This is a genomic window from Chroococcidiopsis sp. [FACHB-1243], from assembly GCF_014696895.1.
Taxonomy (GTDB): domain Bacteria; phylum Cyanobacteriota; class Cyanobacteriia; order Cyanobacteriales; family Chroococcidiopsidaceae; genus Chroococcidiopsis.
Genome location: NZ_JACJQX010000007.1, coordinates 105,254 through 130,540, shown reverse-complemented (window position 1 = coordinate 130,540; position 25,287 = coordinate 105,254). Strand labels below are relative to the sequence as shown.

21 protein-coding genes are annotated in these 25,287 nt (G+C 43.5%); 18 read left to right on the top strand and 3 right to left on the bottom strand.

The genetic code is table 11. The features are described from left to right. Positions 1 to 6: 6 nt before the first annotated feature. The 3 genes from H6G17_RS07495 (at position 7) to H6G17_RS07485 (ending at position 1,901) form a co-directional block, all read left to right on the top strand. Positions 7 to 243: a hypothetical protein gene (locus tag H6G17_RS07495; protein WP_192155706.1), complete on the top strand. Its 237-nt coding sequence runs from the start codon at positions 7 to 9 to the stop codon at positions 241 to 243. Positions 244 to 285: 42 nt separating this feature from the next. Next, positions 286 to 1,335, top strand: a complete 1,050-nt coding sequence (locus tag H6G17_RS07490) for a zinc-dependent dehydrogenase (RefSeq protein WP_192155704.1) — start codon at positions 286 to 288, stop codon at positions 1,333 to 1,335. Between the two features lie 194 nt (positions 1,336 to 1,529). After that, complete coding sequence (locus tag H6G17_RS07485) at positions 1,530 to 1,901, top strand: DUF2294 domain-containing protein (protein WP_192155699.1); 372 nt, start codon at positions 1,530 to 1,532, stop codon at positions 1,899 to 1,901. Positions 1,902 to 1,972: 71 nt separating this feature from the next. On the opposite strand, the gene H6G17_RS07480 is transcribed toward H6G17_RS07485, so the two are convergent. Next, complete coding sequence (locus tag H6G17_RS07480) at positions 1,973 to 2,404, bottom strand: response regulator (protein ID WP_192155697.1); 432 nt, start codon at positions 2,402 to 2,404, stop codon at positions 1,973 to 1,975. Positions 2,405 to 2,416: 12 nt separating this feature from the next. Between H6G17_RS07480 and H6G17_RS07475 the strand changes: the two genes are divergently transcribed. Then, entirely contained in the window at positions 2,417 to 2,635 is a 219-nt protein-coding gene (locus tag H6G17_RS07475) for a hypothetical protein (RefSeq protein ID WP_192155695.1), read from the top strand. A 441-nt stretch (positions 2,636 to 3,076) separates the two neighbouring features. After that, the gene (locus H6G17_RS07470) at positions 3,077 to 3,511 is read left to right on the top strand and encodes a DUF2294 domain-containing protein (RefSeq protein ID WP_192155693.1); all 435 of its coding nucleotides are present in this window, start codon (positions 3,077 to 3,079) and stop codon (positions 3,509 to 3,511) included. Here H6G17_RS07470 and H6G17_RS07465 read toward each other — a convergent pair. Next, positions 3,465 to 3,857, bottom strand: coding sequence for a response regulator (locus H6G17_RS07465; protein ID WP_242038288.1), 393 nt, complete (start codon positions 3,855 to 3,857; stop codon positions 3,465 to 3,467). The two genes, H6G17_RS07470 and H6G17_RS07465, sit on opposite strands and share 47 nt — an antisense overlap. A 646-nt stretch (positions 3,858 to 4,503) precedes the next feature. On the opposite strand from H6G17_RS07465, the gene H6G17_RS07460 reads away from it, so the two are divergent. The 4 genes from H6G17_RS07460 to H6G17_RS07445 all read left to right on the top strand — a co-directional run bounded on the left by H6G17_RS07460 (position 4,504) and on the right by H6G17_RS07445 (position 9,979). Next, the gene (locus H6G17_RS07460) at positions 4,504 to 5,871 is read left to right on the top strand and encodes an NAD-dependent succinate-semialdehyde dehydrogenase (RefSeq protein WP_192155689.1); all 1,368 of its coding nucleotides are present in this window, start codon (positions 4,504 to 4,506) and stop codon (positions 5,869 to 5,871) included. Positions 5,872 to 5,984: 113 nt separating this feature from the next. Beyond that, positions 5,985 to 7,628, top strand: coding sequence for an acetolactate synthase large subunit (locus H6G17_RS07455; RefSeq protein WP_192155687.1), 1,644 nt, complete (start codon positions 5,985 to 5,987; stop codon positions 7,626 to 7,628). 319 nt (positions 7,629 to 7,947) lie between these two features. Beyond that, positions 7,948 to 9,129, top strand: coding sequence for an acetamidase/formamidase family protein (locus tag H6G17_RS07450; RefSeq protein ID WP_192155685.1), 1,182 nt, complete (start codon positions 7,948 to 7,950; stop codon positions 9,127 to 9,129). A 154-nt stretch (positions 9,130 to 9,283) separates the two neighbouring features. Beyond that, positions 9,284 to 9,979: a cation diffusion facilitator family transporter gene (locus tag H6G17_RS07445; RefSeq protein WP_192155683.1), complete on the top strand. Its 696-nt coding sequence runs from the start codon at positions 9,284 to 9,286 to the stop codon at positions 9,977 to 9,979. A gap of 33 nt (positions 9,980 to 10,012) precedes the next feature. Here H6G17_RS07445 and H6G17_RS07440 read toward each other — a convergent pair whose 3' ends face one another. After that, a complete protein-coding gene (locus H6G17_RS07440; RefSeq protein WP_192155681.1) occupies positions 10,013 to 10,270 on the bottom strand; it encodes a DUF1816 domain-containing protein in 258 nt (85 codons plus the stop codon). A gap of 863 nt (positions 10,271 to 11,133) precedes the next feature. Here H6G17_RS07440 and xth point away from each other — a divergent pair. From xth to H6G17_RS07395, 9 genes are all read left to right on the top strand, one after another. Next, positions 11,134 to 11,937: an exodeoxyribonuclease III gene (xth, locus tag H6G17_RS07435; RefSeq protein ID WP_192155678.1), complete on the top strand. Its 804-nt coding sequence runs from the start codon at positions 11,134 to 11,136 to the stop codon at positions 11,935 to 11,937. A 4-nt stretch (positions 11,938 to 11,941) separates the two neighbouring features. Beyond that, positions 11,942 to 12,529: a hypothetical protein gene (locus tag H6G17_RS07430; protein ID WP_192155676.1), complete on the top strand. Its 588-nt coding sequence runs from the start codon at positions 11,942 to 11,944 to the stop codon at positions 12,527 to 12,529. A gap of 148 nt (positions 12,530 to 12,677) precedes the next feature. Next, positions 12,678 to 13,550, top strand: a complete 873-nt coding sequence (locus H6G17_RS07425; protein ID WP_192155674.1) for an energy transducer TonB — start codon at positions 12,678 to 12,680, stop codon at positions 13,548 to 13,550. A gap of 267 nt (positions 13,551 to 13,817) precedes the next feature. Continuing rightward, positions 13,818 to 16,376, top strand: a complete 2,559-nt coding sequence (locus tag H6G17_RS07420; RefSeq protein ID WP_192155801.1) for a TonB-dependent siderophore receptor — start codon at positions 13,818 to 13,820, stop codon at positions 16,374 to 16,376. Between the two features lie 65 nt (positions 16,377 to 16,441). Continuing rightward, entirely contained in the window at positions 16,442 to 19,153 is a 2,712-nt protein-coding gene (locus tag H6G17_RS07415) for a TonB-dependent siderophore receptor (RefSeq protein WP_192155672.1), read from the top strand. 38 nt (positions 19,154 to 19,191) lie between these two features. Next, the gene (locus H6G17_RS07410; RefSeq protein ID WP_192155669.1) at positions 19,192 to 19,773 is read left to right on the top strand and encodes a hypothetical protein; all 582 of its coding nucleotides are present in this window, start codon (positions 19,192 to 19,194) and stop codon (positions 19,771 to 19,773) included. 151 nt (positions 19,774 to 19,924) lie between these two features. Beyond that, positions 19,925 to 22,639, top strand: coding sequence for a TonB-dependent siderophore receptor (locus tag H6G17_RS07405; protein WP_192155667.1), 2,715 nt, complete (start codon positions 19,925 to 19,927; stop codon positions 22,637 to 22,639). A 54-nt stretch (positions 22,640 to 22,693) separates the two neighbouring features. Further along, a complete protein-coding gene (locus tag H6G17_RS07400; protein ID WP_192155665.1) occupies positions 22,694 to 23,947 on the top strand; it encodes a TonB-dependent receptor in 1,254 nt (417 codons plus the stop codon). 173 nt (positions 23,948 to 24,120) lie between these two features. Then, on the top strand, positions 24,121 to 25,263 hold the full coding sequence (locus tag H6G17_RS07395) for a PepSY-associated TM helix domain-containing protein (RefSeq protein WP_192155663.1): 1,143 nt from the start codon (positions 24,121 to 24,123) through the stop codon (positions 25,261 to 25,263). Positions 25,264 to 25,287 lie beyond the last annotated feature (24 nt).

The following is a 25,287-nucleotide window of genomic DNA, read 5'->3' as shown; positions in this document are numbered from 1 at the left end:
CTGGCGATGAATCTCTCTGTCGATCGCCGTAACATAACCAAATCTCATCACGGTTCCAAAATGATTCTAGCTTGCAAAAGAAACCGGGAGTCGGGAGTCGCTGGGAGACAAGGGAGACAAGGGAGACAAGGGGGACAAGGGAGACAAAGGAGAGCGGGGAGAAAAAAATTCTTTGAGTGTCCTCCCACACTTCCCACACACCCCACACCCCACACCCTACACCCCTTCTTCACTGATAACTGATAACTGCTACATTCTAAAGTGCTGGATTATTGACTAAAAGCTATGAAAGCCCAGGTATTTCGCGGTGTGGATCGATTGAGTTATGAGGAATTACCCGTACCAGCTATTGAAGCGGATGAAGTCTTGGTGCAAGTGCGGGTTGTTGGCTTATGTCAGTCAGATATCAAAAAAATTCGCTATCCCCTCTACGAACCACCGCGCATTTTTGGGCATGAAACGGCTGGAGTTGTCGCCGCAATCGGAAACCAAGTTAGCGATTGGCAAGTAGGACAGCGAGTCGTGGTAATGCACCACATTCCCTGTATGCGCTGTCGCTATTGCCTGAATGACAATTTCTCCATGTGTGAGATTTATAAAAATATTTCTACAACGGCTGGTTTTGTGCCTAGTGGGGGTGGATTTGCTGAATATGTGAGAGTACCCGGTCACATTGTCCGCAATGGTGGCTTGATTCCGATTCCCGATCGCGTTAGCTTTGAGCAAGCGAGTTTTGTCGAGCCAACGAATTGCTGTCTCAAAGCAGTCAAAAAGGCACAAATTGCCCCGGGACAAACGGTATTAGTGACTGGTGCGGGTCCCATTGGACTGATGTTCGTGATGTTAGTTAAATACTTCGGTGCCAGGGCGATCGCTACCGATTTGTTACCATCGCGGATCGAAAAAGCTTTACAATTAGGAGCCGATGCTGCTTTTGATGCGCGCGATCGCGACTTAAGCACTAAAATTCAAGCTTTAACAGACGGCTTGGGAGTCGATACAACTCTACTTGCCGTCCCTAGTGAAAAGGCGTTTGCTCAAGCCCTCGATTGCACTCGCAAGGGTGGAAAGATGCTGTTTTTTGCCGAATTTCCCGATGAGGTTGAAATTTCCCTCAATCCTAATATTATCTATCGCCGCGAAATCGATTTAATTGGCAGTTATAGTTCTTCTTATCGCCTGCAAAGCCTTGCTGTCGATCTTGTTTTCAATCGCTGCATTGACGTTGATGCCTTAATCAGCGATCGCTATCCCCTACAACAACTATCAGCAGCCGTAGAACGAGCTGTCAACCCTACACCTGATACCTATAAGATTCTGATCTATCCCCAGTAGTATAGAGCTGAGGGAGCTGAGGGAGCTGAGGAGGCTGAGGGGCTGAGGGGCAAGAACTGTCAACTATCAACTACCAATTACCCACACTCTACTTACGACTTACGACTTACGACTTCTATTCTGTGCCTTTTATCTTTATCATCTATCTATTAGCAGATGTTTGGCGCTAAGTTTGATTCAGCTAGATTCTTAACATGGACTCATCTTTTCCGACCCGGGGACAATTAGAACGCACTCTATCGCAACGCATTCAAGCGCTGTATCGCGCTCAGTTAGAGCATCGACCAAGCCAAGTTTTTTGTCAAATGTTTGATGAAAAAATTGCGATTATTCTGGAAGATGTAGTAACTCAGCCGGAACAACTGCTAGTAGAAAGCGGTAAAGAGGAATTAGGCGAAAAAGTTAGAGAAGAATTAGATCAAGCACTTCAACCCCAACTAAAAGACTTAATTGAGGAAGTTGTAGGTGTAGAAGTATTAGATATTCTGAGTAATACTAAAATAGAGACGGGTCGGACTGCAACAGTTGCTATCTTAGCTAGCCCGCCGTCTGTACGCAATTCTTAGTTTAGTAGTTGATAGATCGATCGTCGAGCGTTCTTGGTTGCGATCGTCAACCATTAACTATCAACTATCAACTATCGACTCTTCCCAATTTCGCCAAAGGCATACTTCCGAATTACTGCTTCTAATTGGACGATATCATAAGGTTTGATCGCGCATTCTACACAGCCTGCTGCAATGAAACTTTCTTTATCTTCAGTTCTTGCCATTGCCGTTACTGCAATAATTGGAATTGCCTGAGTTTGCGGGTCTTGTTTGAGAGTTCGCGTCACATCTATACCGCTAATATCCGGCAGCATCATGTCTAACAAAATTAAGCTAGGACGATAGCTTTTTGCCTTGAGAATTGCACTTGTTCCATCAACCGCAGTCATATAATCGCAATCGGCGATCGCTAAAATTTGGGCAAGTAACTGCAAGTTATCATCGTTATCATCCACAGCTAAAACAAGCGGCTGAGAAGAATCTGCCTCTAGAGAGAAACTAAAACGAGTTTGCATGTCCATAATACGTTTGGGGTGAGTCGTAGAAGTAAGAAAATTTTTGTTGCACGATATGACAACAAAGATGGTTGCTTCTACGACGAGGCATTTCCCCAAGCGGCGACTATAATCGGCGCTGGTGATGAATTGGCTCGTACTAGCGGCTGTAGGTTGCTTGTCTTCGTACTCAGTACGAATGTAAGTAGCAAGCTAGCAACAGCAGGCAACAACATTGAATTTTACTGCAATTTGTAATTTTTGCTACGTGTACCAAAAATTACGAGAATTGACAATCTTCTGCTTGATGAAAGCTACAAATTGTCATAAATGAAAATATATCATTAAATTTCTCGATTTTGGCAAGAAATAGCAAGATTTGGACGGCGATCGCGTATCATAGCTAACTAAGGTTAAAGTGTAGCCATATACAGCCTTAAATTTCGCGTTCTGGCTATCTTTTAACAGTTAACAGTTGACAGTTAAGTGGCTAGTGGCTATTAGTAAATAGGGTGTGGGGTGTAGTAAGTGGTATTTTTGCTCCCTCCGCTTCCTCAGACCACTCAGCCCCCTCAGCTCTCTTCTCCCCTGCTCCCTGCTCCCTTGTAAAAGATCTACATCTCAAGGCTGATTAATGCGATCGCTTATACTGATAAATTTTAGGAAAATTTACTTATTCGTTTTTGCTGCTGGCACGATATGGAAGAATCATTATCTCCCACGTTAGAGCAGCTACAACAAGAGTTAGTACAGCAAGTTATAGAACTTTACCGTACTCATCTCGGACACAAGCTGCCCCAAGTTTCTTGTCATATTGTCGATCGAACAGTCACAATCTTGGCAGAAGACTCTATCACCCGATTAGAACAGTTTTTAGGAGAAAATCAACAGACAGATCTTGCTTTACAAGTTAGAACTAACTTGCTCAAATTCTTAGAACCGCACCTGCAATCTTTAATTGAACAGACAATTGGCGTACCTGTAGTGGACGTAATTTGCAACAGTACATTTGAAACTGGTCGTACTAGCATTGTTGCTCTTTTGGATAGCGCTCCTAACATTTTAGGTTTAGACACTACAAGGCGAGTCAAACAACGGCTAAAGTCGGATTCAAACCCAGATAGCGACAGATAACAGCTTCTAAATCGTCTAGCATATAAGGCTTACTAATATAAGCACTACAGCCTGCTGCGAGTAAACTTTCTCGATCTTCGGCTCGTGCTAATGCTGTTACTGCAATGACGGTGATGTTTTGCGTCTGCGGGTTTTGCTTGAGCATCCGGGCAATTTCCGTACCGCAGATGTCCGGTAATAATATGTCCAGCAAGATGAGGTCGGGGCGTTGCTGTTGGGCAATGCTAATAGTGGAGCGCCCATCTTTTGCGGTGATGATATGACAATTTAGAGGGTGAAGAACTTCAGTCAGCAGCTCTAAATTATCTTCATCATCATCTACAGCCAAAATCAGGGGTTGATGCATTTTTGACAGGTAATTATTCTGAGCTAGGAGTTCCAAAACCATCCTCCAGTGTGGAAAGTTGCCAAGTTACAAACAAAATTTATCTCTAGAGGATAAAAGGCACTCCCCAAGCGGCGATCCGGCGCTTGCAATGGACTGGCTCTCAACTACATTTTTGCTAGATGTTATTTTGAATTTAAGGCTTAACTCTTTTAAGCAAAAAGGTTTTAAGCAAAAAGGACAGAATTAAATCAACTGAAGTTATGATGACTGATGCAATTCTAGCTTAATTCAACCTGAAAGATAAATTTCTCATGAACTTAGTTGAATAATTTTGTAGCAATTGTTACATCCACGAACATTGGCGAACATTTGTAGAGTACAGTAGCTAAGCTAAATTAGTACAAACCTCCACACAATATGACTCAAATTTAAGCTTTTTTTTAGAGTAGACAATTATTTAAGATATGGCAAGGTTTGCAGCTACCAATAACCTATCCATATTATTTCACTTTCAAAGAGTTGTAGTTATTTATACATTTATTTGAGCGCTTGCGGCGGTAAAGAGGTAATTTTCTAGCAAAAATAGGAATGTAGAGGGGACAAGGGAGAAGTCAGAAGTCGGAAGTCGGAATTCACTGATAACCGAATATTGGAGGTTTGAGTTATGGCGATCGCAACGATTAATCCGGTAACTGGGGAAACAATTGAAACTTTTACAGCGCTAAGCGAGGCAGAAATAGCCACGAAATTAGAGTTGGCACAACAGGCTTTCGGGCAATATCGACGAGTGCCGATGCAGCAAAAATCTCAGTGGATGAATGCCGCAGCCGAGATTTTGGAACGCGACAAAGAAAAATTTGGCAAATTGATGACCCTGGAAATGGGTAAGACTGTAAAAAGCGCGATCGCCGAAGTCGAAAAGTGCGCTTTGGTCTGTCGTTACTATGCCGAACGCGCAGCTGAATTTTTAGCAGACGTATCGGTAGGAACAGATGCCAGCCAAAGTTTCGTCCGCTATCAACCACTAGGAATTATCCTCGCGGTGATGCCGTGGAATTTTCCCTTTTGGCAAGTCTTTCGCTTCGCCGCACCAGCTTTGATGGCAGGTAATGTCGGTCTGCTCAAACACGCTTCTAACGTACCGCAATGCGCTCTAGCAATTGAAGAGATCTTTAAAGAGGCAGGATTTCCTCCAGGAGTCTTCCAAACTTTACTAGTAGGGTCGCAACAGGTAGCGGCAATTATCGCCGACCCACGAGTCAAAGCTACCACTTTAACAGGTAGCGAACCAGCGGGAGCGAGTTTAGCAGCAGCGGCGGGCAAACAAATTAAGAAAACAGTGTTGGAATTGGGGGGAAGCGATCCATTTATTGTCATGCCGAGTGCCGACATCGAAGCAGCTGCTAGCACTGCTGTCACTGCCAGAATGTTATGTAACGGTCAATCGTGTATTGCAGCAAAAAGATTTATCGTTACCGAGGCGATCGCCGAGCGATTTGAAAAACTTTTGGTAGCAAAATTTGCGGCGCTCAAAGTCGGCGATCCAATGTTACCCGATACAGATGTTGGTCCCCTAGCTACGCCAAGTATGCTAGAAGATATAGACCACCAAGTACAGGAGTGCGTCAAGGTGGGGGCAAAAGTTTTAATTGGAGGTCAACCGCCAGCCGAACGAGCGGGAAACTTCTACCTGCCGACTATTGTGAGTCAAATTCCAGTGGATGCAGCGATCGCCCAAGAAGAATTTTTTGGTCCGGTAGCTCTCCTATTTCGAGTCGCAGATCTAGACGCAGCGATTCAACTCGCCAATGCTACTCCGTTCGGCTTGGGAGCGAGTATTTGGACGCAAGATGAAATAGAAAGCAATCGGGCGATCGCGGAAATTGAAGCAGGATCGGTGTTTGTTAACGGTATGGTCAAATCAGACCCCAGGCTACCTTTTGGTGGCATTAAGCACTCTGGATACGGCAGGGAACTGAGCATTCAGGGTATACATGAGTTCGTGAATGTTAAAACTGTGTGGATAAAGTAGGGAGCAGGGAGCAGGGAGTAGGGAGCAGGGAAGAAGAGAGCAGTTGATTTTGACTTTTGACTTACCCATTACCCATTACCCATTACCCATTACCCAATTTAGGAGAAAGGTAGATGAATACGGCAGAACTGTTAGTGCAATGTTTGGAAAATGAAGGCGTGGAATACGTGTTTGGTTTACCAGGGGAAGAGAACCTGCACGTTTTGGAGGCGTTGAAGAAATCTTCCATTCAGTTCATTACCACCCGTCACGAACAGGGTGCAGCGTTCATGGCGGATGTTTACGGACGCTTGACAGGAAAAGCTGGCGTATGCCTCTCTACCTTGGGTCCAGGGGCAACTAATTTGATGACAGGGGTAGCGGATGCAAATTTAGATGGTGCGCCACTGGTGGCGATTACCGGACAGGTAGGGACGGATCGGATGCATATCGAATCTCACCAATACTTAGATTTGGTGGCTATGTTCGCCCCCGTGACGAAGTGGAGCGCCCAGATCGTTCGTCCTAGCATTACACCAGAGCTGGTTCGCAGGGCATTCAAGCGATCGCAAAGTGAAAAACCTGGTGCGGTGCATATTGACGTACCGGAAAACATTGCGGCGATGCCAGCGGCAGGTATGCCTTTAAGTAAAACAGGCTTAGAAAAAACTTATGCTTCATTTCACAGTATTAACGAGGCAGCTGAGGCAATTTCTAAAGCTCACAATCCCTTAATCTTAGTCGGCAATGGCGCAATTCGGGCAAATGCCAGCGAAGCAGTAACGGAATTTGCTACGCGCTTGAATATTCCTGTTATCAACACTTTTATGGGTAAAGGCGTAATTCCTTACACCCATCCTTTAGCTTTGTGGGCAGTAGGATTGCAACTGCGAGATTTTATTAATTGCGCTTTTGACAATACAGATTTAGTTATTTCTATTGGTTATGACTTGATCGAATATTCGCCTAAACGTTGGAATCCAGCAGGTGAAATTCCCATCGTTCATGTCGGAGCGAATCCAGCTGAAATTGATAGTAGCTACATTCCTTTAGCAGAAGTCATAGGAGATATTTCTGATTCCTTAAATGAAATTTTGCAACGTGCCGATCGCAGTGGCAAGCCGAATCCTTACGCTTTGGAATTGCAAGCAGATATTCGCGCTGATTACGAACACTATGCTAACGATCCTGGCTATCCGATCAAGCCGCAAAAATTAATTTACGACCTGCGGCAGGTTTTGGGACCAGAAGATATTTTAATTTCTGATGTCGGGGCGCATAAGATGTGGATTGCCCGCAATTATCATTGCGATCGCCCCAATACTTGTTTAATCTCTAATGGTTTTGCGGCGATGGGAATTGCAATTCCAGGGGCGATCGCGGCTAAGCTAGTTTATCCCGATCGCAAAGTGATTGCCGCTACTGGTGACGGTGGTTTCATGATGAATTGTCAGGAGTTGGAAACAGCCTTGCGCGTCGGACACCCATTTGTCACCCTAATTTTTAATGATGGCGGCTATGGCTTAATTGAATGGAAGCAGCACAATCAGTTCGGCGAGTCAACCTACGTCCGTTTTGGTAATCCAGATTTTGTCAAATTAGCTGAAAGTATGGGACTAAAAGGCTACCGGGTAGAATCGGCAACCGATTTGGTTCCCATGCTCAAGGCTGCTTTAGCTGATGATGTTCCAGCCGTGATCGATTGTCCTGTAGACTACCGTGAAAACCTACGCTTGACACAAAAATCTGGAGATCTGAGCTGTAAGCTGTGGGAGTAATTTTAAGTCGTAAGTCGTAAGTCATTTTTCCTACTCGTGCGCTCCCTTTCTTCAGTGACAACTGATAACTAGTAAATGAATTAGCTTTTTTGTGGGATGGGTATCTTGTCCGTCCCTTTTATTTTTGAAATGTCGAGATTGACTATATGTAGCTTTTATCACAAATAATTGAACGCATTTTCAATCAAAATATGAACCGAGCTAAAAGTCACGGGCTTAGCGTCAGTGAGTCGATGAATCGATCTGCCTAACTTTGTGTAGTCTGGTCGTCGCTGTTTCTGAATGAGTTTGCCAAAATCAGTGTGATTGTGAGGAGCAAGTGAACAAGCAAAAAATATTTGCGATCGCCAATTCCCAGCTAGCGATCGGCGGTTGGAGTCGCTCTGGGCGGCTGGCGATCGCAATAGGTTTAGGGTTAATACTATTGGTTGGTACAATTTCAATCTCAGTTCCCGTCATCGCCGCCGGACGGACGCAAAAAATTCTTTCAACTCCCGCCAACGTGATTTGGGGAGAATTATTTAAACCAGATAGCAAGCCCATTGCCCGCGTCAGATCGGGCGATCGCGTGGTTATGGAGACAATATCTCACGAAGGTATTCTCCCAGACCAAGGAGACACCGTTCAGTTTTTCGCCCAGGGTGGCATTCCCAAAAATCCTAAAAGTACGATTTCTCGACAGCAGATCCTCTCAGACCAGCTACAAACTAAAGCCAAAGTGAAAAAGACTGGTCCCGGTCCTCACGTTATTACTGGACCAGTTTACATAGAGGGCGCAGTACCAGGCGATGTTTTGGAGATTAAGACCCTAGACATCAATTACAGATCGCCCTATGGTGCAATTTCCAATCGTCACGGCAAAGGAGCATTACCTGGCGAGTATCCTGAAAATAAGGCTCCAATCTACTCCAAAGTTATCGCCATAGATGCCAAGCGGGAAGTAGGCATTTTTCAACCCGCCAACAACCTACCACCAATTGAGATCCCGTTGAAGCCTTTTATCGGATTGATGGGTGTCGTGCCTGCTAACCCAGCCGATGCTGCGAATTCCGTACCACCAGGGAACTATGGTGGTAATTTGGACATCAAACTTCTAGGACGTGGTTCGAGCTTGTATTTGCCCGTACAAGTCCCTGGTGCGCTATTTTACGCTGGCGATCCCCATTGCGCTCAAGCAAATGGTGAAGTTGCTTTGACGGCGATCGAGTGTTCCTTAACTCCTACGTTTGAATTTATCTTGCATAAAGATATGAAATTAGCAACCCCAATGGGAGAAACAAAGGATGCTTGGATTGCTGTCGGATTGGATAAAGATCTGGATGAAGCCATGAAAAAATCTGTTAGAGAATACCTGCAAATTGCCCATGAGAAGTATGGCATGACAAAACAAGATGCCTTGATACTAGGTAGTGCGACAATTGATTTTGATGTTTCTCAGGTAGTAGATATTGTTAAAGGGATTCACGGAACGATTCCCAAGCAGTTGTTTCCTACTAAGTAATTCGAGTCAGCAATTTAGACAAAGCAAATTAGTAGGGACGTACATCTCTGTATGCCCCTACAGCTCATCTACATAGAATTACTAATTACAAATTACTAATTACAAATTACAATTCACAAATTACAGTTCATAAGTTATAGTTCGCAAACACTCTATGCTTAATTCTCATTCTCATAACGATCGTTCTCATAATGGTATTCACGGCTGCACTTGTCATACACTGAGCAACTACGATCGCAAAATTAAATTATTATGGACGGCGCTGATCGCGATCGCCAGTTTTGCCGCACTTGAATTTGGGGTGGGCTATTGGAGTCATAGTTTAGCTTTACAAGCTGAATCCGGTCATTTGCTGTCAGATAGCTTTGCTTTGGCTTTGTCACTGCTAGCAGCTTGGTTCGTACAGCGACAAGCAGCTAGAGGAGAAAATTTTGTCCATATGCGGATCGAAGCTATCGCCGCTGTACTCAATGGTTTGGGACTGGTAGCGATCGCAGTTTGGATTGCCATTGAATCTGTCTCTCGCCTCCAGTCTCCACCGACAGAGATCCTTAGTTTCCCCATGTTGGTGACTGCTGGGGTAGGTTTGGGAGTCAATGGGTTTAATGTCTTTTTACTGCACGACAGCAGCCATCACGATCTCAACGTCCGAGGTGCTTTTCTACATATTTTGGCAGATTTAATTAGTTCGATCGGCGTAATTGTAGCAGCGATCGCAATCTGGCTCATGCATTGGTTATGGGTAGATGGCGCAGTTGGTTTATTTGTATCCAGTTTAATATTTGTTAGTGCCATTCCTTTGATTATTCAAAGTCTCAATTCAATTCGTAACAGAGTGAGCCTTGAGTAGCAATAGCGATTGACTCCCCACTGTCTAGTTAGCCTATATTTCCTCTTCGTCACAAATAGTTAACTCCGTTGGTTGACAGCGTTTAATCACAATTGCAATTCCTTGCGCGCCCTCACCATCAAGGTCTTCAACGTAACCTGGATAAGCTGCTTTTGCTTCATCGTGGGTTGAGAAAGGTCCAAAATAGTAAGTGCAGCGGGGCTTTGTGGTGATAATTTCTACCCACCACTCAGTTTCTGGCGCTACCCAAAACCCAGCAAATACTTGTTTAATCTGGTCTATTAATTTCATATTGAATGAATGTTTTAGTGACTTCAGTTCTTATGTGTGGCTTCTTTCGTAAGAAGGAGGAAAGCATAAAGATATTCTAACTACTAAGTCTATTGCGATCGAGAATACAAAAAAATGCGGCTTTTGTACTATGAAACAACAGACTTTTTCAGACAATTGCTAAATAATACCAACTTTTGACATTTAAGTTTTGATATCGCTATTTAAGGTAACAACGATTAATATAATTCATCTTCTCCGTTTTAGTAAATAGGGTTGTAATTAAGAAAAGCCAGAGAAGCTCTTCTGAAGAGGTTCAACGTAGCCTGGATAAGCTGCTTTACTCCATCATGGGCTTGGGAAGTTTCACAATAAATGCAGCGAGACTTTACGATGATGATTTCTATCCAGTAATTAGTCTTCTGCTTTACCATAAACCTAGTAAATACTTATTTGCTTCGGCTCTCAATCTCATATTGGATAAATATTGTAGTTAGTTTATTTAAATGTGGTTTCTATCGTAAGAAGGAAAAACCTAAATTTTTTTTAACTACTAAACCTACTGCGATCGGCAATACAAAAAACGCGATTGCTGTGCTAGATGACCTCAGATTTTCTTCATCTCATTATTATAAAATAGCAATTATTGATGTTCGGATTTTGGTGTTGATGGTTAGCTTATTAACGATTCATATAAGGCACGATTTGCATTTTGGTAAGTAGATATGTCATTAACAAAAGCCAGAGAAGCTCTTTCAGGGGAATATGATTGTAAATTCTAAATTCTTCTTTTCTCCTGACTCCTGTACGGGCGTATTTTAACAATGAGATACTTGTACTGGCTACAGGCAGTACGGATAATCTGCCCTTATGACTCCTAATACATGAAGATTGCCACTTGGAATGTGAACTCGATTCGTACCCGCCTAGAGCAGGTGATAGATTGGTTAAGACAAACTCCAGTAGATGTACTGTGTTTACAAGAAACCAAAGTCGTAGATGCAGATTTTCCGCGATCGCCCTTCGAGCATCTAGGTTATTATGTATACACTTCTGGGCAAAAGTCCTATAACGGCGTTGCTATCCTCAGCCAACAGCCGATACAAGACGTGAGTACTGGGTTTGCATCACTGTTAGTAGAGAGCGGTATTGTAGAAGCTGAGTTACTCGCAGCTTTAGACGAACAGAAGCGAGTAATTGCAGGTACGCTCGATCGCGTCCGCATCGTCAATCTTTACGTCCCTAATGGTGCGGCAGTGGGCAGTGAAAAATATGATTATAAGTTAGGGTGGTTGAAAGTCCTACGGGAATATTTGCGATCGCAGTTGCTCGTTTTCCCTGCAATGTGTGTTTGTGGTGATTTTAATATTGCTCCTGACGAGCGAGATCTACACGATCCAGACAAGCTGACAGGTCAAATTATGGCATCAGAACTAGAACGTCAAGCCTTGCAGGAGATTTTAGCACTAGGGTTTGCCGATGCCTTTCGCAAATTTATCACAGAAGGCGGACACTATAGCTGGTGGGACTATCGCACCGCAGCATTTCGCCGCAATTTAGGTTGGCGGATCGATCATCTATACTTATCGCCAGAATTGTACCAGCAGGCGATCGCTTGTTGGATCGATCCTGCACCGCGTAAACTACCTAAGCCTAGCGACCATACACCAGTTGTTGTGGAATTTTAGCAATATGAGATTTTTGTTATCTTTTAGATTTCCCCTAACCAAGAGTGTAACGAAGCCCCCCTTTTTAAGGGGGGTTGGGGGGATCTTAATCGCGATCGCTCTGAGTTTACCAGCAATTGCCCAACAACCACCCGCAGCCGACATCCGCGACGCATGGAAGCCAGTTTACAAACAACTACCCAATCTTCCACTAGAGAATAAATATGTTAGTAGAGAGTCAGGAAAAGTCAATCCAGATAGCACTCTTGTCAACCGCTTAATTGAGTATCACGTTTATGTCAAAGGTCGAGCGCCCAACTACCGTCTAGATTGGAAATTAACCCTAGCAGATTATTTAGGGGCAAACGAACTCATTCAAGACACCACGTATCCAGGAGCAAAAACCTTACATCAAAATCCCCTAGAAGGCGATCGCGCTGCAATTAACCGCCTCAACCGCCAACAGCGAGATGCTTTAGTACAAACTCTAGTTAATGTCTTTACTCCCGAAACCTCCGAATCTCCCACCACCAACCAACAACCACCAACCACCAACCAACAACCACCAACCTTTTCTCAACCAAAACCAGGCGATGCAGACTTATTGAAATGAATTGGTAATGGCTAATTGGTAATGGGTAATCGGTAGTTGGTGGTTAGTCACTAATAACTGATAACTGATAACTGATTCCCTCTTGACACGGGGAACGTAACATCATAATCTAACGAGAGTTAATGAAAATTGTTGGCAACTATTTTCTATGGGTTCTGATAATGTTGCTATCCAGCAGCGAGAGAAAGAAGCGCGATCGCTGAAGACTCTTTTAGCTTGTAGCTTAGTTGGTTCTGTAGCTTTGCATGTTGGTCTGCTATACGCAGGTATTGATAAATTATGGCAAAGGAATTTCACCCAGCCGCCGAAACCCATAGAAGTTGTCATCGTCGATCCTCCCAAAAAACCGGAGGTCAAGAAGCCAGAACCTAAACCAGAACCACCAAAACCAAAACCCCAGCCACGGCGGGTACAACAGCCACAAGTCAGACAACCTCAGCGAGTCGTACGTCAGACACCTCCTCCAAAAGTTGTTAGAGCGACACCCAAGCCCGTACCGCGAGCTGTGACTCCGCCGCCAAAGGCTGTTACGCCAAAGCCCGCACCTGCTCCAGCACCAGTAGCAACTCCCGATCCGCAATTGAGAAATAAGTTATCGGATCTGAGGAATTCGAGGGCAACACAAGAAAAAGTATTAACTGGTACGGGCGATCCTCAAGCACCCCCTGTAGCTCCCAGACCTAACACGGGTACTGGTAGAACTCCTGTAGCAGCAGGACCGCGAACTGTCAGACAACCGCGAAGCGAAACGGGTGATTCCGAAGGTTCCAACACTCTAACTTGTCGTCGCTGCCCTGAACCCAGGTATCCAGCCAGTGCTAGAAGGCGGGGAGTAGAGGGGGTTCCCAAAGTTGCTTTCTATGTAGATTCGGATGGGAATGTGAGCAACGCGCAGTTAGTGCAGTCTAGCGGTGATGCAGACCTAGATGCAGCGGCACTTAGGCAGGTAACTCGTTGGAAATATAACGATCTCAAAAGGGGAAGACGTGTCGTGCTGAGAGTGCGTTTCGTCCTCAACTAAGATTGGAGCCGCTCTTGTATTTAAACTCGATCGCATATGCGATCGAGTTTAGACTTTCAAATTTCCTAATTTTGAAGTTTCGTATAAAAAAATACTTGTTTTCATAGCAGTTGTGAAATACTTAAAACTTAATGCTAGTAGCTTGCATTAATAATGATAAAATTTCCTAGTTGAAGGTAGATTTATAACTCAGTAATTCAGCATATAGCTTGCGCTGGCGCTGTACTAAATTGCTGTGGCTTTGTGTGAGGAAACACTGTGAATAAAATGCATTTGGTCAGTTATGTGGGACTGGCTGGAATTGCTGTGGCTATTGTGGCACAGCCAGTAAGAGCTGATGTAGTTAAGATAACTGCTGTAGAAATTCAGCCGACAGCATCAGGAGCAGAGATTGTATTAAAAACAACGGCTAACGAGTCACCACAGGTTTTTACATCCAGTTTTGGTAAAACTTTTGTTGCTAATGTTGTCAATACTCAACTACAAATTTCAGATAGAAATAATCTGCGACAAATAAACCCCGTGAAGGGTTTTGCGGCGGTGACAGTTAGCGAGGCTGGAGCTAATAGTCTCCGTATTGTGGTGACGGGTGAGACAGAGTTACCGAAGGTACGGGTACGACAAAGCGAAAATGGCTTGGTTTTGAGTGCAACTACATCTACAACAACTGCAACTCAACCGCCATCCTCAGTAGAGCCAGTAACAAAGCCACCTGCAAGCGAGATACAGCCAGGGGTAACTACACCGCAGTCAGAAGTTCCCCCTATAGAAGGTGAAGCTCAACAGCTAACACCAACTACTGAAGGGGAAGAACAAGAAATTGTCGTCACAGGTGAACAAGAAACAGGATATCGGGTTCCCGACTCCACAACAGCAACTAAAACCGATACACCCATCCGCGATGTCCCAGGAAACATTCAAGTCATTCCGCGACAGGTAATAGAAGACCAGGGAGCAGTTCGCATCAACGACGTGCTACGTAACGTTAGTGGTGTTAATTTCTCCACAGATGCTGGCGGTCGCAGCCCCACCTATAACGTGCGGGGATTTGAAGCTAACCAATTCAAAAACGGGTTAAGAGAGGACAGACAATTTAACACTCGTACTTACCCAGAAACGGCAAATATCGAGCAAATTGAAGTGCTAAAAGGACCAGCTTCCGTCCTGTTTGGACAAGCACAACCTGGAGGAATCATTAACTTTACGACTAAAAGACCGCTACCCGAACCCTTTTACCAAATCGATTTCACGGCAGGAAGTTACGATTTCTATCGTCCGACTTTAGATTTTTCGGGTCCGCTCAACTCTGATGGTACGCTTGCTTATCGGTTGAACGCTGCTTACGAACACGCCGAAAGTTTCCGAGATTTTGTCTCAACAGAGCGGTATTTCATCGCTCCCGTAGTTACGTGGAGAATTAGCCCCAATACCAGCTTAACTTTTGAAGGAGAGTATCTGCGCGATCGCCGACCGATTGACCGAGGTTTAGTAGCAGTTGGTGACGAAGTAGCTGACATTCCCTTGAGTCGCTTTTTGGGCGATCCCTCTTACGAGCAAGAAATGGACGAATTTCGCAGCTATCTTTATCTAGACCACCGCTTCAGCGAAAATTTATCACTCAGAACTGCCTTGCGGTACACCAGTAGTAAGGAAATCTATAACTCTGTAGAAGCAAACGAACTGGAAGCAGATGACCGGACTTTACTTTTAGCTCGTTATTTTGGCGGTCAGTATTACGAGACTTATACGCTACAAAATGACTTGACTTGGAAGTTTAACACGGGAGCGATCGCGCATACATTGTTGTTCGGTGTCGAACTCGCTAGACAGACAGGACGATACTTCGAGGATGCAATAGCAGCAGAATCTCCATCGATAGACATTTTCGATCCCGACTACGAATCGGTTTTCAATTTTCCTTACTCGCTCGAACCGGATACTGCCTATAACGGTGGTAAGGTTTCATCAGATACGATTGCAGTTTATCTGCAAGATCAAATTGCTTTTACTGACAATCTCAAACTGGTTTTGGGTGGCAGATTCGATAGTTTTGACTCAGAAGAAAGATACCCTAATGACCCAACATTAAATGTTGATACAGAAACCAGCGAATTTTCACCGCGAGTTGGAATTGTTTATCAACCAATTCAACCAATTTCTCTCTATGCCAACTACAGCCGTGCTTTCATACCGCAGACTGGTAGGCTTACTGGTGGTGGTGCGGTTGAACCAGAGATTGGAGAACAATACGAAGTCGGTGTTAAAGGTGAGTTTTTGGACGGTCGGCTTGCCTCAACTTTAGCTTTTTACGATATTACCAAGAGTAACGTTCTGACTGACGATGCCAATAATCCCGATCCTGACTTTTCGATTCAGGTAGGCGAACAACAAAGTAAAGGGTTTGAATTCGATGTATCAGGAGAAATTCTACCAGGGTGGAACGTTATTGCCTCCTATGCTTACACCGACGCGGAAATTACTGCTGACAATACTTATACAGTCGGTAATCGCCTCAACAATGTTCCTTTTAATACTGCTAGTTTATGGACGAAATATACGATTCAAAGCGGTTCGCTAGCAGGTTTAGGATTTGGCGCTGGCATCTTTTATGTCGATAGTCGAGCAGGGGATTTGGACAACTCTTTTACAGTCCCAGATTTTACACGGGTAGATGCTGCTATTTATTACGAAAGAGACAACTTTAAAGCAGCATTAAATTTCAAGAACTTATTTGATGTCGAATATTTTGAAGGAGTACAGAGTAGAACGCAAGCAATTCCTGGTGCGCCGTTTACAGTTCAGGGAACAGTTTCGTGGCAGTTTTAAGCTGAGTGATTTTTTGTCGCGATCGCTTTTTCTAACTATTTCAAATTCAGTGTGAGAAATTTTCCATGAAGTTGCAGTCGATCTATTCTTTATTGCTTGTTGTTAGTGCCGCAGTCGCGATCGCTCCATCAGTGTGCGCGGTTGAGGCGGAGTCGATCCCCCCAACCCCCCTTAAAAAGGGGGGCAATTTACTCTCTCCAACCTCCTTAAATCAGGGAGAAAGCATACTTTCCTCTACCCCCCTTAACAAGGGAGGAGCCGCAGGCGGGGGGATCGCAGGAGCTATGGCACGACAGACTAAAATTACCCAAGTTACTAACGTACAACTGCAACAAACAGATAAAGGACTGGCAGTTATTTTAGAAACAGCAGCAGGCAAATCATTGCAAGTCTTTCCTGCTGGCTTTGGTAATACTTTCGTCGCCAACATTCCCAACGCGCAGCTAGCACAAGGTAAAACTTTTCGGCAAGAAAATCCAGTAGCGGGAATTGCATCGATCGCAGTAATTCAACAAGGAATAAATAATATTCGAGTCACGGTGACGGGAAGTAGAGATTTACCAAAAGTTGTAGTAAATAGAGGCGATCGCACTCTTACCTTAACTTTACCAGAGTCGATTGCCCCTACAGCCCAACAACCCGCACCCCCAGCACCAGCAACACCACCTGAAACTGAAATACCACTAACAGGCGAGACACCACCCCAACCGGAAAAGCCAGTCCAACCAAATATTACAACTGACGACAAAGAAGAACAAGAAATTGTCGTCACTGGAGAACAAGAAACGGGATACAGCGTTCCCAACGCTACGACCGCGACTAAAACAGATACCCCACTGCGTGATATTCCGCAGTCAATTCAGGTGATTCCCCAGGAAGTGATTCAAGACCAACAAGTTACCCGCATCGAGGAAGTGCTGCGTAACGTCTCAGGTGCGACTTTTCAAGGCAACGACGATAGCCGTGGCGCTGGATTTAGTCTTCGAGGTTTCAGCGATGCACCCATCCTGAGAGATGGTTTTAGGTTGTATAGCGATTATTCCAATCAGGGTTCTCCAGAAACCGCTAATTTGGAGCGCGTTGAAGTTCTCAAAGGACCAGCTTCCGTTCTCTACGGTGAAATTGAGCCAGGGGGTTTAATTAACCTGGTGTCTAAGCAACCACTAACTAATCCTTTTTATCAAGCTGAATTGCAGATTGGTAGTCGAGAACTTGTTCGACCCCGCATCGATTTTTCTGGTCCATTAAACTCAGATGGCAGCCTTCTCTATCGACTCAACACGCTGTATCAACATAGAGAAAGTTTTCGGAACTACGATACAGATGCCGATCGCTTTTTTGCAGCACCAACTCTGACTTGGAAAATTAGCGATCGCACTGACTTAACTGTTGCTCTGGAATATGTTAAGGACGAGAGCTTTGCTGATTTTGGTACGATCGCTGCTGGCAATGGAGTTGCTGACATTCCCGCGAGTCGCGTTACCAACAACCCCGACGACACGGTTATAAATAAGTATTTCGGCGTTGGCTATAATTTTGAGCATCGTTTTAACGATAATTGGACTATACGAAATGCCTTTCGCTATCAGTATTCCAGTTACGATTACAGCGTTTTATCGCTACCGTTTGAGTTTGATGAAGCGGCGACCTTAACTCGCTTCTTTGCCAACCAAGAAAGTGAGGCAAGGGATTATACGCTTCAGACAAATCTTGTCGGTAAGTTAAATACGGGTTCGATTAAGCATACCTTCTTGCTGGGGGTTGACTTGAACCGGAGTGAAAGCGATGTTTTTACTGCACTTGGCGATCCTAGTCCGCTCGATATTTTCAACCCTGTTTACGACCAACCCGAACCTGATGAGGATACATTACCTGTCTTTTCAGATATCGCCACTGAGTCAAACAGGTTAGGAATCTACGTGCAAGACCAGGTAGCACTGCTCGATAATTTATTCTTACTAGCAGGACTGCGATACGACACTGTAGACCAAACAGTTACTAATGCTCCTACCGCAGAGGATGAGGGTAGCGAGCAAAATCAAACTGAAGATGCTTTTACACCTCGGATTGGTGTTGTCTATCAACCCAGTGATGAAGTCTCGCTTTATGGTAGCTATTCTCGCTCTTTTAGACCTACAGACTCAACGAGTGCTAGCGGCGATTTTCTCCAGCCTGAAGAAGGGAAAGGCTACGAAGTTGGTATCAAAACAGAATGGCTAGAAGGTAAACTCTCCACGACTCTAGCTTATTTTGATATTACTAAGCAAAACGTTGCCGTCAGCGATCCGGCTTTCCCTGGCTTCGACTTTTCAATTGCTACGGGAGAACAACGCAGTCGAGGAGTTGAGCTAGACGCAGTTGGGGAAATTTTACCAGGTTGGAAGGTTATTGCCTCTTATGCTTACATTGACGCTGAGGTGACAGAGGACACAGACCCAGAGCTGGTTGGCAGTAAACTGACTGGAATTCCTAAACACAGCGGTAGTTTGTGGACGACTTATGAAATTCAAACAGGTAATTTGCAGGGTTTAGGCTTCGGGATTGGATTTAACTATGTTGGCGAGAGAGAAGGAGGATTGCCAAATAGTTTTGAAGTAGATAGTTTCTTCCTCACCAATGCTACTATTTTTTATCGCCGCGATAATTGGCGGCTTGCACTCAATTTTAAAAACTTGTTTGATGTCGATTACATAGATGCTGTGAGAGATAGCAGGATTCGAGGTATTTATCCTGGCGAACCATTTACAGTAGTCGGTTCGATTTCAGTAGAGTTTTGATACTAATACAGATTTTTGAATAATTTTCAGGAGCAAACATGAAAAAAATCTCTAGCTTTTGTTTGACTGCGATCGCTACTCTTGCCATCACAAATCAACTTGCCCTAGCACTTGAGCTTCAGATCGTTTCTCCCAATGCTTATAAAGTTCCTTACTTGGGATTTGATGGTGTTTTTAATCTCAATACACAACAAGAACAATCTGTAAAAGATCCGCGCAACCCCAAACAAATCGCGATTGAAAAAATGGAGAAGTTTACGTTCTACAAAGATACAGCAGGAACGGCGATCGCCCGAAATTGTCGTTATGTCTATATGGGAGCTGCACCCGATCCCAAGTATTACTCGGAATCTAAAACCGCAGTTTGGGAATTATTTGAACTGGTTCCAAATGAAAAACAAGATAAAGCTTGCGATCGATTCAAATATATGATTCTTACTGCACCGCATGGCGAATCGAGTGGCGAACCGATACATATGCACTTTCGATATAGCGGCGAACAATCCAGTTTAGCAGCACTATTAAAGATGAGTAATGTACCTAAAAATGCTGCTAATTTTAGTCCCTGGTTCGCAACTTATTGTGGTGGCGGAAAAACTAATTGCGGTACTAGCGAGTAATATCTCAGTACATTCAAAAATACCTAATTTCAGCGTGAGGCAACGAGAATTAAATTGATTTTGGTGAATTTTTAGTTCCAGAAAATTTAAGTGTAGCTAAAATCGCGATCGCTTTTCCTAATTGATACAAATTCAGTGTGAGACATTTTTCATGAAGTTGCAGATCCATTCTTTATTGCTTGTTGTTAGTGCCACAGTCGCGATCGCTCCACCAGTAGGCGCGGCAGAGATCTCGATCCCCCCAACCCCCCTTAATAAGGGGGGCAATTTACTCTCTCTACCCCTCTTGAAAAAGGAGGGCATTTTACTCTCTTCTACCCCCCTTTTGAAGAGGGGAGCCGCAGGCGGGGGGATCTCAGGATTTATGGCACAACAGAGTAGCATTACTCAAGTTACCGACGTACGACTGCAACAAACAGATAAAGGATTGGCAGTCATTCTAGAAACAGCAGCAGGCAAATCATTGCAAGTCTTTCCTGCTAGTTTTGGTAAAACCTTTGTCGCTAATATCCCCAACGCTCATTTAGCACAAAATAAAGCTTTTCGTCAAGAAAACCCTGCATCGGGAATTGCTTCGATTGCTATAACGCAGCAGGGAACAAATAATATTCGTGTCACGGTGACGGGAACTGAAGATTTACCCAAGGTGGAAGTAGGAAGGAGCGATCGCGCCCTAACTCTAACTCTACCAAATGCGTTAGCGAAGCTTAACGAATTTATCGCGCCTACAGCCCAACAACCCGTACCTCCAGCATCGACTGCACCACCTAAAACTGAAACAGCACCAGAAACACAATCGCCAGCAGGCGAGACGACACCTCAACAGAAAAAGCCAGTACAGTCAACAACACCCACTGACGGGGAAGAACAAGAAATAGTCGTCACGGGGGAACAAGAAACTGGATATAGCGTTCCCAACGCATCGACTGCAACTAAAACCGATACGCCTTTGCGGGATATTCCCCAGTCAATTCAAGTCATTCCCAGACAAGTTCTAGAAGATCGCCAAGTAGTTCGTTTTTCTGAGTTAGCTGATAACGTCAGCGGAGTACAACCCCAATCAGGTTATGGCGGTATATCCTCCCAAGGTTATTATCTTCGCGGCTTTCCTTTAGATTTTGAAGCCTACCGCAATGGTTTTCGAGATTTTGGCTTCATTAGTCCGCGTGATGTTGCTAATGTTGAGCGAGTAGAGTTTCTTAAAGGTCCAGCATCGGTACTTTATGGTAGTGCCTTTGGTTTTAGCGGACTTGTCAATACTGTGACTAAAAAACCACAAGCTGAGCCTTTCTATAGATTAAATGGCACAGTTGGCAATTATGACTTTTACCGCACCACGCTAGATTTCACGGGTTCTTTGACCGAGGATAAGTCATTACTTTATCGCTTGAATGTTGCTTATGAAAATGCTGACAGCTTCCGCGATTTTAATGAAAATGAGAGTATCTTTATTGCACCCTCGCTAACTTGGCAAATTGGTTCGCGCACTACTCTCACTACTGAATTCGAGTATCAAAATTACAATTATGTCTTCGATCGCGGCTTACTTCCTTCTGAAGAATTTTTAGATCTACCTATCAGTAGATTTTTGGGAGAGCCAGACGTTAATGATGCTGGCTTTAGATCGTTTTACGGCACTTACAATTTTGAACATGAATTTAGCGATAACTGGAAATTTAGACAGGGATTTAACGTAGTAGATATTAAGGGTAATACTGAATATGTTACTACTAGCAATTTCGAGCAACCCTTTTTAGAAGAAGATGGTCGGACACTACCACGTAACGCGCAACGCTCGGATGAAAGTTCAGAAAATTATACGCTACAAAATGAATTTTTTGGCAAGTTCAATACAGGCTCTCTCCGTCATAATGTGTTATTGGGAGTAGAACTAGCTCGTTATAGATTTGCTTATGATTTTGAAGACGCGGCTATTGCTCCGCTTGACATCTTCGATCCGGTTTATGGTGCTGAACCCGAACCATATATTCCAACTTCCGGTGAGGAATATGGTGCAGACACTGTTGGTATTTACGTACAAGACCTGATTGAGATTTCACCTAACCTCAAATTTTTAGCTGGAGGTCGCTTTGACTCAATTGACTCTTTCTACGAAGATACCTTAACTGATTCTTTTAGATTAGAGCAATCGGAGTCTGAATTTTCGCCACGACTTGGTATTATTTACCAACCCAGCAAGTCTACTTCGATTTATGCTAGCTGGACTAATTCATTTAATCCAGAAATCTTCAGTCGTAACCGGACGGGACAACCTTTTCAACCATCAAAGGGAGAGCAATTTGAGATTGGGATTAAGCAGAATTTTCTTGATGATAAACTCTCAGCTACATTGGCGCTTTACCAATTAACTAAACAAAATGTTTTGACCACCGATCCTGAAGATCCAGATTTTAGTATCCAAATAGGAGAACAGAAAAGTCGTGGTGTTGAACTAGATATTGCTGGCGAAATATTACCAGGATGGAAAGTTATTGCTACTTACGCTTACACTGATGCTTTTGTCAGTGAAGACAACGATACTCCAATCGGAGACAGACTACAAGGTATACCAAAACATGGTGCTAGTTTATGGACGACTTATGAAATTCAAAGTGGCAAATTACAAGGGTTAGGATTTGGTGCGGGGATATATTACGCAGGCGATCGCGAAGTTCAATTACCCAACAGCATTGAACTACCATCTTACCTACGTGCTGATGCCAGTATTTTCTATCGTCGCAATAACTGGCGAGCTGCTCTCAACTTCAAGAACATTTTTGATACTGAATATTACGCAACTCAAGGCTTTTATATTACTCCTCAAGCGCCATTCACAATTTTAGGAACATTTTCTATAGAGTTTTGATAGGAGTATAAATTGTGCTATTTTGCCAAATTCTTCACTTTTTTATATCTAGCTATGGTAGAATTAACTTTACTTCCACAACCTGCGTGGGCTGATAGTGAAAAAGATCTGCGCGATGCCGAAGGCGGTTTGCTTCGCGACCATCGCAATTCCAATCTTAGCAACTGCGCGATCGCAAACTCTTTTCAGGCTGCATATGTAAATTGGGATACTGTTGAAAATTGTCATGGCAAGAAGCGATCGCATCAAACCAGTAGAGAATTTGATTTTGACGATTACTCTCTAAATGGATTTTATGTACTTAATTTTGCGTGGAATAACGAGTTTAAAACTGGAACTCTTCAGCATGAAATAGGATTTGAAATAGAACTAAATAAGTTTCCGTTTTTGTTGCCTACTAAAAATATAGATAGTCAAGCAAGCGAACAGTTTAATTTAATCGACTTATCAACAATTCCTTTGCCGTTTTCTCCATATGATTTTACGAGTAGACAAAACTCGTTGTCCTTATCTATTAGTAATGAAACTGCTATAGGACGACTCAGTATATCTTTTGAGGGTAGTTTAGATTTAGTCATTAACGACACAACAGACCTACCCGAACTGCATAATATTAGTCAGCAAGAATATGAAGCATTTAATCCAGAGCTGGAAATTTCATATCAACTTAGCAGCTCGATTTCAGTTTATACTAATTTAAGTTACTCTGCTCTCCCAATTCCAAGAATTTCCAGGAGTTTATTAAAACCAGAGATAGAAAATGGATTAGAAATAGGTATTGAGACAGAATTTTTCAACGATCGCATTTCTGCTACTCTGTATTTGTACGATGGCATTCAACGAAACGTAACACTAACAGATGCGAACGATCCTGAATTAGAACTTTTGGTAGAAAAACAAACAAGTCAAGATATCGGCTTAGAGGTAGTCGGTGAAATTGCCCCAGGATGGAATGCGATCGCATATTATGCTTACACGAAAGCACGCATCGCTAGATCCTCACAATTGCCTGTAAATTCTCAAGTTCCAAACATTGCCAGTCACAATGGCGGTTTTTGGACGACTTATGAGATTCAAGCTGGTGCATTACAAGGTTTGGGTTTTGGGGGTGGCGTGCGGTACGTTGGCGATCGTCCAGGTAATATTGAGAATAGTTTTAAATTACCGAGTTACTGGCAGACAGATTTAGCAGTTTTCTACCAGCGCAAAAACTGGAAAGCCGCACTCAATATTGAAAACCTACTTGACGTAGATTATTTCGAGGGTACGCCTCTGACTGTATTAGGAACGATCTTTGTAGAATTTTAAGCTGAACTACTTGAGATTACTGTTAGATAAGATTACACTCTATAGTGAATAAATGAGAATAATACTCACTTATGAGATACTTTGACTAGGCTTATTTTTAATCTCTAATCGATCGCTTAGCGATTGCCACTGCCAACCGTTGCAACAAACATTTTTTCCATGCAAAATCTACCATGAAAACTAAAACACTTCGCGGTATCGCATTTAGCTTGCATCGATACATTGGGCTAGCTGTGGGGCTGATTTTAATTATCGTTGGCGTGACAGGTAGTTTATTAGTTTTCCAACACGAAATCGACCAAAATTTAATACAGCGCCAATTTGGGCAGATCGCGCCACAACCGCAGCGCATAGCAATTGAGTCTGTTGTGAATACTGTAAAAGCAGCTTACCGCGATCGCCCCGAACTTAAACTAGCTTCTATTGATACTCTGCCCCACAACCCTACTTACAGAGTGCGGTTGAGAACGGAGGACGACAAAACCACTGATGTTTATGTCAATCCTTATACAGGTAAAGTTTTAGGCGATCGTAACTGGGACAATACTTTCATCGGTATTGTATTTAGACTCCATTATGCGCTTCTAGCAGGTGACATTGGGATCAAAATTGTTGGAATTTTTGCCTTGCTACTTCTGGTTCTCAGTCTTACAGGTATCTTTTTATGGTCTGGTTGGCGTAAGCTAATCAGTGGCTTCAAGATTAAATGGCAAGCGCACCCCAAACGAGTTAATTACGACGTTCATAAAGTTGCGGGTATCGTTACTGCTATATTTTTGGGTTTGACTGCTTTTACAGGTTTCTGCTGGAATTTTTACGATTACGCCGAACCTGCAATCTACGCCCTGACTTTCACGCCAAAATCACCTGAACCAGTTTCTAAAATTGTTACAGGTAAGTCACCTTTGGGAATAACAGAGATTTTGAAAACAGCGGATGCGGCTTTACCTAATGCAGAGACTACTTTTATCAACCTACCCAGGAAACCAGAAGACGCATTCACTATCTATAAAAAACATCCTCAAGAGTCGAACGAATATGGCGACAGTAGCGTTTATCTCGACCAATATAGCGGCAAAATATTAAAACTCATAGATGGACAAAACTTACCTTTAGCAGAAAAAGTACTCGGATCTTTTACACCTCTGCACTACGGCACATTTTGGGGATTACCCAGCCGTGTTCTCTACGTATTAGTTGGACTTGCACCTCTAATTTTATTCGTTACTGGCTTTGTTATGTGGCGCTACCGTTATCGAGGCAAAAAAATTGCAGATCGAATAGATGTCGCGAGAGAACCAGTACAACGACATTAGTGCATATTTGGGGCGATCGCCTCA